Source organism: Ancylobacter oerskovii (assembly GCF_018390555.1).
Taxonomy (GTDB): Bacteria; Pseudomonadota; Alphaproteobacteria; order Rhizobiales; family Xanthobacteraceae; genus Ancylobacter; species Ancylobacter oerskovii.
On record NZ_JAHBGB010000044.1, the window covers coordinates 499,538 to 511,334 of the forward strand.

Genomic DNA, 11,797 nt, shown 5'->3' on the forward strand with positions numbered 1-11,797 from the left:
TCGGGCGTTGTGAGGCGGGACGAGGCGGCTCGCGGCGGCTCGCGGGGTCCCGCAAGAGGATCACCACGGCCGGAGCTTCGAGATGGACCTGCTGGCGCCAGCGGATTTGGAGGCGATGATGCGGCTGCTCGCGGCGGTCGCCTGCGGCATGCTCGTCGGGCTGAACCGCGATTTGCGGGGCAAGCCGACCGGCATGCGCACGCTCGGCCTCGTCAGCCTCGGCGCCGCGCTGGTCTCGCTGACCGCCATGGGCGTCGCGGGCATCGAGGGACATGCCGACGCCACCAGCCGCGTGGTCCAGGGCATCATCCAGGGCGTGCTCACCGGCATCGGCTTCGTCGGGGCGGGGGTGGTGCTGCGCAATCATCGCGACCTGGAGGTGCACGGCCTGACCACGGCGGCGGCGGTATGGGTCACTGCGGCGCTGGGCATCGCCTGCGCGCTGGCCTCATGGCACCTCATCGTGATGGCCCTGGTCATCACGCTGGTGCTGCTGGAGCTGGTGCGGCCGCTCGAGCGGCTGCTGGAAGGCCGGGGGCCCGCCTCCGGCCGGCCGCCACCGGCGGGCGAGAAAGAAGCGGGCGAGGAGCCCAGGAGCTGAACCGGGGAACGCCGCCTCGCACCGGGCGTTCTTCCCTGGAGCCGGCCACGGCCGGCATGGTCGAAAACGAGGAGGTGGCCGATGCGCTGGCTGGCGCAGCTTCTGGTGGATTTCGGGCTGATGCGGCCCCGGCGCGAACGGCCGGGCCGGCAGCGGCAGGCACGGCCGCCCATGGACGACCGCCCCGCCGGGGACGGCACGCTGGACGGGGTGCCGAGCACTCCGCGCCCGCGCCCGGAGCGGGGCTGACGGCGCCGCCGGCTAGGACGGCAGGCCGTCGGACGGGTCGACCATGGCGCCGGGGTTCATGATCCCCTGCGGGTCGAACAGCCCCTTGATGCCGCGCAGCACCCGGTAGCGGCCGGGATCGGCATAATGCTGCAGCAGCTCGCGCTTCAGCCGTCCCACCCCGTGCTCGGCGCTGAAGGTGCCGTCCATGCCCGCCGCGATGTCGTAGAGCTGCGGCGCCAGTTCGCGCCCGATGCGGGCGGTGAAGGCGAGGCGCTCCTCGCCCGGCGGCACCAATATGTTGTAGTGGAGATTGCCGTCGCCGACATGGCCGTAGACGGAGAGTTCGAGGCGCGGATCATAGGCGGCGACGGCGGCGCCGCCCTGCGCCAGGAAGTCGACGGTGCGACTGAGCGGCACCGAGATGTCGTGCTTCACCGAGCCGCCGGCCCGCTTCTCGCCCTCGGGGATGGTCTCGCGGATCTGCCACATATCCGCGCGCTGGGCTTCGGTCTGGGCGATGATGATGTCCTCCGCCCAGCCCTGCTCGACCAGCTCGCCCATCGCGCCTTCCAGCACCGCCTCGACCGGCAGGTGACGGGAGGAGGAGGAGAGCTCGACCAGGATGACACCGCCGCTGCCGCTCTTCAGCCGGCCGCCGGGCGCGCGCACCAAGGCGAGCGAGCGGGCGGTGATGAACTCGAAGGAGGAGACGAGCTCGCTGGTCTCGCGGCGGACCAGCGCCAGCATCTCCGGCAGCGGCACGCCGGGCGCCAGCTCGACCCAGGCGGTGGCGCGGCGGGTGGGGGCGGGGATCAGCTTGAGCACCGCGCCGGTGACGACGCCGAGGGTGCCCTCCGCCCCGATGAAGTTCTGCCTTATGTCGTAGCCGGTGTTGTTCTTGCGCAGCCGCCTCATGTCCGACACCAGCGTGCCGTCCGGCAGCACCACCTCCAGGCCGAGGATGAGGTCGCGGGTCATGCCGTAACGCAGCACGGACAGGCCGCCGGCATTGGTGCCGATGACGCCGCCGATGCGGCAGCTCCCCTCCGAGCCGAGGCTGAGCGGCAGATAGAGGCCCGCCGCCTCGGCCGCCTCCTGCGCGTGCTTGAGGATGACGCCGGCATCCACCGACAGCGCGGCGTCGAGCGGATCGACCGAGCGCACCTTGTCGAGGCGCTCCAGGCTGAGCACGAATTGCCGGCCGGAGGCGTCCGGCGTGGCGCCGGCGCAATAGCTGGTATTGCCGGCTTGCGGCACGATGCCGACGCGGTGGCGGGCGGCGAGGCGCATGATCGCCATCACCTGCGGGGTGGAGGCCGGTCGCAGCACCGCCGGGGTGCTGCCCTTCACAAGATCGCGCTGATCCACCACATAGGGGACGAGCCGCTCGGGATCCGTCAGCACGCCGGCTTCGCCGAGCTCGTCGCGCAGGGCGCGCAGCATCTCGTCGGACATGGGCTTTCCTTCCCTCGCTCGCCTGACCGGTGCGGAATGCGGTCGGGTGTCGACATAGCCGATTCACCGGCCCATTGTCCGCGTTTCAGGAGTTCGCCGCCATTCACGCCACCAGCATCCTCTGCGCCCGCTGCCTGCGCTGCGGGCGACGCTCCATCCTCGGACGCAGCGAGCAGCTGGACGCGCTGCCCGACGCGGACGGCGCGCCACCGGCGCGGCTGCGCTGCGACATTTGCGGCGGGCGGCGCATCGAGATCGTCCACGCCCAGGGGCCGACCGAGGTGGTAGCGTTCATCTCCGGGCGCCGCTGAGGCGCGAACCAAAATCGGCGCCGCGCGTTGTGCCGTCGGGTCCCCTTCGGAACAGGAGAGTGGAGATGGCCAAGCGCGACACCTCGAACATGGCCGCCGGTACGGCAAGCGTGCGCCCCCGCGCCGCGATGGCCGCCCGGGCGCCGCGGACGACGCAGGACATCGTCTCGGCGCTGCCGGACGTGCCGCTGCCCGACGATGTCGGGCTCGAGCCGTCCCTGCCGGAGCGGAACGCCGGGCTGCCGGAGCGCAAATATTCGTTCAACGCGCTGGTGGCGGTCGGGATCGCCGGTTTTCTCGTCGGCCGTTTGCTGTCACGCTGAGCGCCGATCCGCAAGGAACCGTCTTCATGCAAACGCTTACCGTGCGCCATGTCACGCACTACGCCTATGCCAATCCCGTGGTGTTCCAGCCGCACCGGCTGATGCTGCGCCCGCGCGACAGCCACGACCTGCGGCTGGTGGGGGCCGAATTGACGCTGTGGCCGCACGGCAATATCCGCTGGATGCACGACGTGTTCGGCAACTCGGTCGCGGTGGTGGACTTCATCGAGCCGTCCAACGAGCTGAAGATCGAGAGCCTGCTGACCATCGAGCGCTATGGCCTCGGCTCGCCGGTCTTCGAGGTGGACGAGGGGGCGGCGAGCTACCCCTTCGTCTATTCCACCGACGACCGCACCGATCTCGGGCGCATGCTCGAATGCCACTATCCCGATCCGAATGGCGAGCTGGAGGCCTGGGCCAAGGGCTTCATCGCCAGCCGGCCGACCGACACCCTGGCGCTGCTCGCCGACATCAATGCCGGCATCCATACCGGCTTCGCCTACCAGGTGCGGCACGAGCAGGGCACCCAGCCGCCGCTGGAGACGCTGCGGCTCGGCTCGGGCTCCTGCCGCGATTTCGCGCTGCTGCTGATCGAGGCGGTGCGCGCGCTGGGCTTCGGCGCCCGCTTCGTCACCGGCTATCTCTACGACCCGGCGCTCGACGGTGCCAATGCCGGCATCGTCGGCGGCGGCGCCACCCATGCCTGGGCGGACATCTACCTGCCGGGCGCCGGCTGGATCGAGTTCGACCCCACCAACGGCCTGATCGCCGCCGACAACCTGATCCGGGTAGCGGTGACGCGCGATCCCAGCCAGGCGGTGCCGGTGGCCGGCGGCTTCACCGGGCTGGTGGGCGACTATCTCGGCATGACGGTCGACGTGGCGGTGCGCAGCTATCAGCCGGAGATGCCGGCCGCCGAGGCGCCGCCGGCGGAGGCGATTGTCCCTGCCGGGGAGGCGCAAGACGGGGAGACGGAGGAGGGGGCGGTGCCGGGCGCCCCGTCGGAAAAGATCGTGGCCTGACGGCCTGCGCGCGAAGCGCCAGCTCACGAAAAAAGGGCCGCCCCGAGGGGCGGCCCTTTCGTTCTGCCGGGTGTCAGGCGCCGGCGGCTTCCAGCGTCGGATAATCGGTGTAGCCCTTCTCGCCGCCGCCATAGAGATGGTCGCGGTCGAGTTCGTTGAAGGGCAGGTCGCGCTTCAGCCGCTCCACCGCATCGGGCGAGGAGATGAACGGCTTGCCGAAGGCGACGAGGTCCGCCTTGCCGGAGGCGACGACCTGCTCGGCCAGCGCCTTGTCGTAGCCGTTGTTCACCATCCAGGTGCCGCTGAACCGCTTGTGCAGCGCCTCGAAATCGAAGCCGGGCACGATGTCGCGCGGGCCGCCGGTGGCGCCCTCGATCAGGTGCACATAGACCGGGGCGAGCTTTTCCAGCACATCCACCACATGGGCGAACAGGGCGGCGGGGTCGCTGTCGGTGAGGCCGTTGGCCGGGGTGACCGGGGAGATGCGGATGCCGGTGCGCCCGGCGCCGATCTCGCCGATGATCGCTTCCGTCACTTCCTTGAGGAAGCGGGTGCGGTTCTCGATCGAGCCGCCATACTGATCGGTGCGCTGGTTGGCGCCGTCGCGCAGGAACTGGTCGATGAGATAGCCATTGGCGCCGTGGATCTCGACACCGTCGAAGCCGGCGGCGATGGCGTTGGCGGCCGCCTTGCGGAAGTCGTCGACGACGCCGGCGGCCTCATGGGTCTCCAGCGCGCGGGGCGCGTCGACCTCGGTGAACTGGTTGTTCACGAAGGTCTTGGTTTCCGCGCGGATCGCCGAGGGGGCGAGCGGGGCGGCGCCGCCGGGCTGCAGCGAGCGGTGCGACACCCGCCCGACATGCCAGAGTTGCACGAAGATGCGGCCGCCCCTGGCGTGTACCGCCTCGGTGATCGGCTTCCAGCCCTCGACCTGCGCCGGGGTGTGGAGGCCGGGCGTGTCCTGGTAGCCCTGGGCGGTGTCGGAGACCTGGGTGGCCTCGGTGACGATGAGCCCGGCGCTGGCGCGCTGGGCGTAATACTTGACGGACAAGGGGTTGGGCACGTTGCCCGCCACCGCGCGGTTGCGGGTGAGCGGCGCCATGACGATGCGGTTCGCCAGGGTGATGTCGCCGAGGCGATAGGGGTCGAAAAGCGAGGCAGTCATCTGGAATGGTCCTCGAATGGGGAGCTTCCCAGCACAGATAGATACCGGTGTGCACTGCACCAGACATGCGGAGCGGGTAGCGGTCTACTGCTTTGGTAGCATAACCTAGCGTATATTATTGTAGGTGATCATAACGTGCGTTATGTTATGCCGCGTAGGTGATACATGACATGCCAACCCGACGTCGATTTCCTGTCGCTGCTTCACGAGCTGGCGCATCTCATGCGCATCAAGTTCGACCAGCGGGCGCGCACCCATGACATGACGCGGGCCCAGTGGGTGATCCTGGTGAAGCTGGACCGCTCGCCGGGCCTGACCCAGAACGAACTCGCCCAGCTGATCGAGGTGGAGCCGATCACCGTCGCCCGCCTGGTCGACCGGCTGCAGGCGCGGGGCTTCGTGGAGCGCCGGCACGACCCGCAGGACCGGCGGGTGTGGCGCCTGCACCTGCTGCCGGCGGCAGCGCCGATCCTCGAGGAGATCGCCCGCGCCCGCCGCGAGATGGTGGCGCTGGTCGTCGGGACCAATGTGCCGCCGGAAGCGCTCGCCGGCCTCGAAGCGACGCTCGGCCTGATGAAAGCGAACCTGATCGGCGACGCCCGCACGGGCTGCGCGCCGGATACCGCCGCGTGAGACACCTCCATGCTTGACCGCACCAAGGACCCTTCCGCCCTCGACGCCGAGGCGCCGGCCGCCGCGACGGCGTCCGCCGAGCTGGCCGCCGCGCCCGCGAGGCCGGAGGCCGCGCCCAGGGCCCGGCGCCGCGCCCGCCTGCGGATGCCGCTGATGCTCGGCGGCATCGCCGTGGTGGCGCTCGGCGCCTTCTATGTGTGGCTGACCGGCGGACGCTACGTTTCCACCGACGATGCCTATGTCCGGGCCGGCAAGCTGATGGTCTCCACCGACGTGTCGGGGATCGTCACCGATGTCGACGTCAGGCAGGGCCAGCATGTCGCCGCCGGCGACGTGCTGTTCCGGGTCGATCCGCGGCAATACGAGATCGCGGTGCGCAACGCCCGGGCCAATCTCGACCAGACGCGGCTGACGCTGGAATCGATGAAGGTGGACTACCAGCGCATGGCGAGTGACATCGCCGCCGCCAATGCCACGGTGCAGAACGACCAGGCGATCTTCGACCGCTACGCGGTGCTGGTGAAGGACGCCGCCGCCGTCTCCCGCGCCGCCTACGACCAGGCGCGCTTCACGCTCGACACCGACCGCGCCAAGCTCGATTCCAGCAAGCAGCAGGCGGCGGTGCTGCTCGCCAAGCTGGGCGGCAAGCCCGATTTCGACGTCGAGCAGCACCCGCTCTACCTGCAGGCCAAGGCGAGCCTCGACGAGGCGCAGCGCCAGCTCGACCATGCGGTGGTGAAGGCGCCGTTCGCCGGCATCGTGACCGAGGTCGACAACCTCCAGCCCGGCCTCTACCTCGTCGCGGCCACCGCGGCGCTCACCAACCAGGGCGCGGTCGGGCTGATCGCCGACGACGAGATGTGGGTCGAGGCCAACATCAAGGAGACCGACCTCACCTATCTGAAGGCCGGCGACACGGTGGAGGTGGGCATCGACGCCTATCCCGGCCACAGCTGGAGCGGCGTGGTGGACAGCATCGCCCCGGCCAGCGGCGCCGAGTTCTCGGTGCTGCCGGCGCAGAACGCCAGCGGCAACTGGGTGAAGGTGGTGCAGCGCGTGCCGGTGCGGATCCTGGTCAAGCACCAGGCCGACGACCCGGTGCTGCGCGCCGGCATGAGCGCCTATGTCGAGATCGATACCGGGCATGCGCGTCGCCTGAGCGACGTCCTTTAGGATTTTCCGATCGGCTGCCTCCGCCCCCCAGGGCAGCCGGTGGAGACGGGTGGGGCCCGGTCCCGCAGGTCTGTGACCCCGCCCGTCTCATCGTTTCTCCGGCCCGATGGCCGGCCACGAGGCCCGCGAACATGTCCGCCGCCGCCGCGCGCCCCGAGGGCGCCACCCGCGCCATCATCACCGTCTGCGCCATGCTGGCGACGCTGATGCAGGCACTGGATTCCACCATCGCCAACGTGGCGCTGCCCTATATGCAGGGCTCGCTCTCCGCCACCGCCGACCAGATCACCTGGGTGCTGACCTCCTACATCGTCGCCGCCGCCATCATGACGGCGCCGGTCGGCTGGCTGTCGGCCCGCTTCGGCCGCAAGAACGTGTTCCTGGCCAGCCTGATCGGCTTCACCGTCGCCTCCATGCTGTGCGGGGTGGCGCAGTCGCTCACCCAGATGGTGGTGTTCCGCCTGGCGCAGGGCGTGTTCGGCGCGGCGCTGGTGCCGCTGTCGCAGGCGACGATGATGGACATCTACCCGCTGCACCAGCGCGGCCAGGCGATGGCGATCTGGGGCATGGGCGTGATGCTCGGCCCCATCCTCGGGCCGACGCTCGGCGGCTGGCTGACCGACGCCTATAACTGGCGCTGGGTGTTCTATGTGAACCTGCCCTTCGGCCTGCTCGCCATCGCCGGCCTCATCGTCTTCATGAAGGACGAGGGCCGCAATGACGGGCTGCGCTTCGACTGGACCGGCTTCGGCGTGCTGGCGCTGGGGATCGGCGCGCTGCAGATGATGCTCGACCGCGGCGAGCAGCTCGACTGGTTCGGCTCGACCGAGATCGTCGCGGAGGCGGTGCTGGCGGCGCTCGGCCTGTATCTGTTCGCCGTGCACATGCTCACCCACGACAAGCCGTTCCTCAGCCCGCGCCTGTTCCGCGACCGCAACTTCGCCGCCGGCCTCGTCATCATGTTCGCCATCGGCATGGTGCTGCTCGCCACCTCGGCGCTGCTGGCGCCCTATCTGCAGCGGCTCGGCGGCTATCCCGTGCAGACCGCCGGCCTGTTGATGGCGCCGCGCGGCTTCGGCACCATGCTCGCCATGATGATCGCCGGCCGGCTGGTGTCGCGGCTGGAGCCGCGGCTCGTCATGCTGGCCGGCCTGGCGATGATCGCCTGGAGCCTGTGGGACATGACCGGCTGGACGCCGGACATCGACACCCGCTCGATGATCCTCAACAGCATCGCCCAGGGAGCGGGGCTCGGCTTCGTGTTCACCCCGCTCACCGTCGTCGCCTTCGCGACGCTGGCCCCGGAGCTGCGCACCGACGGCACGGCGCTGTTCAGCCTGGTGCGCAATGTCGGCAGCGCCATCGGCGTGTCGATCACCTCGTTCCTGCTGGCGCAGAACACCCAGATCATGCATGCGCAGATCGCCGAGCACGTCACCCCGTTCAACCCGATGGTGCAGAGCGGCGGCGCCTACCAGTTCTGGAACATCGCCAACCCGTCCTCGCTGGCGGCGATGAACGCCGAGATCACCCGCCAGGCCACCGCCATCGCCTATGTCGACGACTTCAAGCTGATGATGCTGGTGACGCTGCCGACCGCGCTGCTGCTCCTCATGATGAAGGCGCCGCCGCGCGCGCCGGCCGGCGGCGGCCATGTCGAGGTGCTGGACTGACCCGCGCGGCGGCGGTTGCCCGAAAGTGATTGGAAAGGCTCCAAGTTCAACGGCTTGAGCCGATTGCCCCCGTCCGGGTTATTTCGGTCTGCGCGCAATCTGGTCTAGAAGAGGCGCGCCGGAGTTGGGCGGGGCTCATGATCGACATCGCATCGCGCGTCTATAATCACACCTGGAAGATCGATCCGATCGTCCGTTCCGTGCTCGACACGGATTTCTACAAGCTGTTGATGGCGCAGACGATCTATCGCCGCCATTTCCAGACCCGCGTCACCTTCGGCATCATCAACCGCACCAGCCGCGTGCGCCTCGCCGACTTCATCGACGAGAGCGAATTGCGCGAGCAGCTCGACCATGTGCGCACGCTGAGCCTGACGCGCGGGGAATCGACCTGGCTGCGCGGCAACATGTTCTACGGCAAGCGCCAGATGTTCTCGCCGGACTTCATCGCCTGGCTCGAGGGCTTCCGCTTCCCGCCCTATCACCTGGAAAAGCGCGACGGGCAGTTCGAGCTCACCTTCGAGGGGCCGTGGATCGAGACCACCATGTGGGAGATCCCGGCGCTCGCCATCGTCAACGAGCTGCGCTCGCGGGCGGTGCTGCGCGGCATGGGGCGCTTCGAGCTGCAGGTGCTCTATGCCCGCGCCATGACGCGGGTGTGGGAGAAGGTGGAGCGGCTGCGCGCGCTGGACGGGGTGAACGTCGCCGATTTCGGCACCCGGCGCCGCCACGGCTTCCTGTGGCAGGACTGGTGCGTGCAGGCGATGATCGAGGGGCTCGGCGACAGCTTCCTCGGCACCTCCAACTGCCTGATCGCGCTCCGGCGGGAGGTGGAGGCGACCGGCACCAACGCCCATGAGCTGCCGATGGTCTATGCCGCGCTCGCCGATACCGACGAGCAGCTCGCCGAGGCGCCCTACCGGGTGCTGCTCGACTGGCAGCAGGATTATGACGGCAATCTGCGCATTCTCCTGCCCGACACGTTCGGCACCACCGGCTTCCTCGCCCATGCCCCGGATTGGGTGGACAAGTGGACCGGCATCCGAATCGACAGCAAGGAACCGATCGCCGGCGGCGAGGAGGCCATCGCCTGGTGGCGCTCCCGCGGCCAGGACCCGAAGGAGAAGCTCGCCATCTTCTCCGACGCGCTGGACGTCGACGACATCGAGCGCATCCACCGGCATTTCCATGGCCGGATGAAGCTCGGCTTCGGCTGGGGAACGCTGCTCACCAACGATTTCCGCGGCTTCGTCGCCGATGGCGGGCTCGACCCGATCTCCATCGTCTGCAAGGTGATTTCCGCCGACGGGCGCCCCACCGTGAAGCTTTCCGACAACCCGACCAAGGCGATGGGGCCGGCCGGGGAAATCGCCCGCTACAAGCGGGTGTTCGGCGTCGCGGCGCAGGCCGAGCGCGAAATTCTGGTATGAGGCGAAGCTGAGGATAACCGCACGGAAGCGGTATTCGAGGACCGTAAACGCGAACGCGCACAGAAAGCTTGGCCAAGAGTTGCCGCAATCGATCGGCATGGTGAAAATTCAGGCGTGTGTCTTTCTTGCATCAAGATACCTTCTGTCGGTAGTGTGCGGCGGGCTGACGAATCGATGCAGGGTGGACGAATCAGTGCGGAGCCTTGGGGGCTCCGTTGGAAAGAGTTGGGCGTAACGCATGATGAACGGGTTTGACCGCGGGTTCGGGCGGACGGGCGCAATGGCCGCAATTGGCCGTAGTGATGAAGATCTTTCCCATTCCCCTCGCCGTTGCCCGTCCCAGGCTTCCGTTCTTCTCGTCCTGCGCCGACTGAAAGGTTGAAGTCGCCATGACGACCAACCCGCAAGGACGATCCGCCTCGGAGCTTTCCGCTTCGCTCGTACGCGACTACCGCGCCATGATCAGCTCGCTGGAGGACACCAGGGGCGAGGGGCCGCAGCAGCCCGCCGCCGAGCGGGCTCCCGCTGCCGGAGCGGCGCCGGCACAAGGCCGGACGCCGGGCCAGCCACTGATCCGCCCGCTGCGCTCGGCGGCCGCATCGCCCGCCGCTTCCGCCCCGGCGGCCGCCGCCCGTCCCGCTCCCCTGGGATTCGCCGAGCTCCGCAGCAAGCTTTCCGCCCTGAGCGATGCCCGCAACATCCTGCCGTCGCGCCGAGGGGCCGAGGATTCCGAGGCGGGTGCGGGCGCTTCCGCCGGAGCCTCCGAGACGACGGCCGACAGCCAGGCCGCGCGCCGGCGGATGTTCGGCGCCTCCAGCCGCGCCGAGAGCGCGCCGGCGCCGCGCCGGCGCCGCGCGGCCTCCGGCGAGGCCTTCACCTGGCGGCGCCTGGGCGTGCTGGCGGTCTGCATCGCGGCGCTCGGGGGCGCGGCGATCGCGCTGCAATCCGTCGTCGGTCGCGAGGAGGCGCATGTGGCGCCGGAAGTGATCGGCAACGCCGCCATCGCCGCGGTGGCGCCCACGGCGCCGGCACCGGCGCTCGCCACACCCGCCGCCGAGCCGGCCCGGGTCGCGGTGGTCGAGCCGGCCGCAGCGGCTGCCGCGCGCCTTGCCGCCCCGGAACCGATCTCCTCGCCGCCGCCGGTATTGCCGACCATTTCCGCCCGCACGCTGCTGGCGCCGGAGACGGCCGAGCCGGGTCCGGCCGTGCCGGGGCTGACCGCCTTCGCCGCGACGGACCCGTCCCCGCTCGCCGCCGCACCGGAAACCCACATGCCGCGCCAGGCGCCGCTGCCGCCGCCGGCGCCGCGCTACGCCGCCGCGGCGACGCTCTCCGCCGCCCCCAGCCCCGCCGCTCCCAAGCCCGCGCCCGCCGCCAAGCCGGCCGCCGTGCAGACGGCGGCGGCGCCCGCCGCGCAGGTCGAGGCGGATGGCGAGACGGCCGACGCGACGACCGGCGCCGACCCGACCGGCGCGGCGACCATCCGCTCGCCCGTCACCATGCGCACCGGGCCGAACAAGGGCGCCGCGGCGATGCAGACGCTGAAGAGCGGCCAGCAGGTCGAACTGGTGTCGTGCAGCAGCTGGTGCGAGGTCGTCGCCGACGGCAAGCGCGGCTTCGTCTACAAGAGCTTCGTCAGCGCCGGCGCGCCCAAGGAGGCGGACGCCTCCACGACCGAATAGGCCGGCCTTCGCGGTAACAAGCTGAATCAATTAGTGAAGCGCCGTCCGGGCCTTCCGGCGGGCCGGCGCCTCGCCAGCCTGCCGCGCGCATGTTAGAC

The 11,797-nt window shown here is 70.0% G+C and carries 12 protein-coding genes; 10 read left to right on the forward strand and 2 right to left on the reverse strand.

Features of this window, described 5'->3' with window-relative positions:
- Positions 1 to 82 precede the first annotated feature (82 nt).
- Both KHC19_RS23315 and KHC19_RS23320 read left to right on the forward strand, forming a co-directional pair.
- Positions 83 to 601 carry an MgtC/SapB family protein gene (locus tag KHC19_RS23315; RefSeq protein ID WP_213355884.1) on the forward strand — a complete coding sequence of 173 codons (519 nt, stop codon included), beginning with the start codon at positions 83 to 85 and terminating at the stop codon, positions 599 to 601.
- Positions 602 to 682: 81 nt separating this feature from the next.
- Positions 683 to 850, forward strand: coding sequence for a hypothetical protein (locus tag KHC19_RS23320; protein WP_213355885.1), 168 nt, complete (start codon positions 683 to 685; stop codon positions 848 to 850).
- Between the two features lie 12 nt (positions 851 to 862).
- On the opposite strand, the gene KHC19_RS23325 is transcribed toward KHC19_RS23320, so the two are convergent.
- Entirely contained in the window at positions 863 to 2,287 is a 1,425-nt protein-coding gene (locus KHC19_RS23325; protein ID WP_213355886.1) for an FAD-binding oxidoreductase, read from the reverse strand.
- A 74-nt stretch (positions 2,288 to 2,361) separates the two neighbouring features.
- Between KHC19_RS23325 and KHC19_RS23330 the strand changes: the two genes are divergently transcribed.
- The 3 genes from KHC19_RS23330 to KHC19_RS23340 all read left to right on the forward strand — a co-directional run bounded on the left by KHC19_RS23330 (position 2,362) and on the right by KHC19_RS23340 (position 3,943).
- Complete coding sequence (locus KHC19_RS23330) at positions 2,362 to 2,598, forward strand: hypothetical protein (RefSeq protein WP_246549419.1); 237 nt, start codon at positions 2,362 to 2,364, stop codon at positions 2,596 to 2,598.
- 65 nt (positions 2,599 to 2,663) lie between these two features.
- Positions 2,664 to 2,921, forward strand: a complete 258-nt coding sequence (locus KHC19_RS23335; protein ID WP_213355887.1) for a hypothetical protein — start codon at positions 2,664 to 2,666, stop codon at positions 2,919 to 2,921.
- A gap of 26 nt (positions 2,922 to 2,947) precedes the next feature.
- The gene (locus tag KHC19_RS23340) at positions 2,948 to 3,943 is read left to right on the forward strand and encodes a transglutaminase family protein (RefSeq protein ID WP_213355889.1); all 996 of its coding nucleotides are present in this window, start codon (positions 2,948 to 2,950) and stop codon (positions 3,941 to 3,943) included.
- A gap of 73 nt (positions 3,944 to 4,016) precedes the next feature.
- Here KHC19_RS23340 and KHC19_RS23345 read toward each other — a convergent pair whose 3' ends face one another.
- Entirely contained in the window at positions 4,017 to 5,108 is a 1,092-nt protein-coding gene (locus tag KHC19_RS23345; RefSeq protein ID WP_213355890.1) for an alkene reductase, read from the reverse strand.
- A 165-nt stretch (positions 5,109 to 5,273) separates the two neighbouring features.
- Here KHC19_RS23345 and KHC19_RS23350 point away from each other — a divergent pair, with 165 nt between their 5' ends.
- From KHC19_RS23350 to KHC19_RS23370, 5 genes are all read left to right on the forward strand, one after another.
- A complete protein-coding gene (locus tag KHC19_RS23350; RefSeq protein ID WP_213355892.1) occupies positions 5,274 to 5,741 on the forward strand; it encodes a MarR family winged helix-turn-helix transcriptional regulator in 468 nt (155 codons plus the stop codon).
- A gap of 9 nt (positions 5,742 to 5,750) precedes the next feature.
- Positions 5,751 to 6,914, forward strand: a complete 1,164-nt coding sequence (locus tag KHC19_RS23355; protein WP_213355893.1) for an HlyD family secretion protein — start codon at positions 5,751 to 5,753, stop codon at positions 6,912 to 6,914.
- A gap of 131 nt (positions 6,915 to 7,045) precedes the next feature.
- Positions 7,046 to 8,587: a DHA2 family efflux MFS transporter permease subunit gene (locus KHC19_RS23360; RefSeq protein WP_213355895.1), complete on the forward strand. Its 1,542-nt coding sequence runs from the start codon at positions 7,046 to 7,048 to the stop codon at positions 8,585 to 8,587.
- A 137-nt stretch (positions 8,588 to 8,724) separates the two neighbouring features.
- Complete coding sequence (pncB, locus tag KHC19_RS23365; RefSeq protein WP_213355896.1) at positions 8,725 to 10,017, forward strand: nicotinate phosphoribosyltransferase; 1,293 nt, start codon at positions 8,725 to 8,727, stop codon at positions 10,015 to 10,017.
- A 389-nt stretch (positions 10,018 to 10,406) separates the two neighbouring features.
- Positions 10,407 to 11,699 carry an SH3 domain-containing protein gene (locus KHC19_RS23370; RefSeq protein ID WP_213355897.1) on the forward strand — a complete coding sequence of 431 codons (1,293 nt, stop codon included), beginning with the start codon at positions 10,407 to 10,409 and terminating at the stop codon, positions 11,697 to 11,699.
- Positions 11,700 to 11,797 lie beyond the last annotated feature (98 nt).

Bases quoted from the DNA above. Each gene is read 5' to 3' on its own strand.
- KHC19_RS23315 (WP_213355884.1), top strand. From the start codon at position 83: ATGGACCTGCTGGCGCCAGCGGATTTGGAGGCGATGATGCGGCTGCTC.
- KHC19_RS23335 (WP_213355887.1), top strand. From the start codon at position 2,664: ATGGCCAAGCGCGACACCTCGAACATGGCCGCCGGTACGGCAAGCGTG.
- KHC19_RS23350 (WP_213355892.1), top strand. From the start codon at position 5,274: ATGACATGCCAACCCGACGTCGATTTCCTGTCGCTGCTTCACGAGCTG.
- KHC19_RS23340 (WP_213355889.1), top strand. From the start codon at position 2,948: ATGCAAACGCTTACCGTGCGCCATGTCACGCACTACGCCTATGCCAAT.
- KHC19_RS23355 (WP_213355893.1), top strand. From the start codon at position 5,751: ATGCTTGACCGCACCAAGGACCCTTCCGCCCTCGACGCCGAGGCGCCG.
- KHC19_RS23325 (WP_213355886.1), bottom strand. From the start codon at position 2,287: ATGTCCGACGAGATGCTGCGCGCCCTGCGCGACGAGCTCGGCGAAGCC.
- KHC19_RS23360 (WP_213355895.1), top strand. From the start codon at position 7,046: ATGTCCGCCGCCGCCGCGCGCCCCGAGGGCGCCACCCGCGCCATCATC.
- KHC19_RS23370 (WP_213355897.1), top strand. From the start codon at position 10,407: ATGACGACCAACCCGCAAGGACGATCCGCCTCGGAGCTTTCCGCTTCG.
- pncB (WP_213355896.1), top strand. From the start codon at position 8,725: ATGATCGACATCGCATCGCGCGTCTATAATCACACCTGGAAGATCGAT.
- KHC19_RS23345 (WP_213355890.1), bottom strand. From the start codon at position 5,108: ATGACTGCCTCGCTTTTCGACCCCTATCGCCTCGGCGACATCACCCTG.
- KHC19_RS23320 (WP_213355885.1), top strand. From the start codon at position 683: ATGCGCTGGCTGGCGCAGCTTCTGGTGGATTTCGGGCTGATGCGGCCC.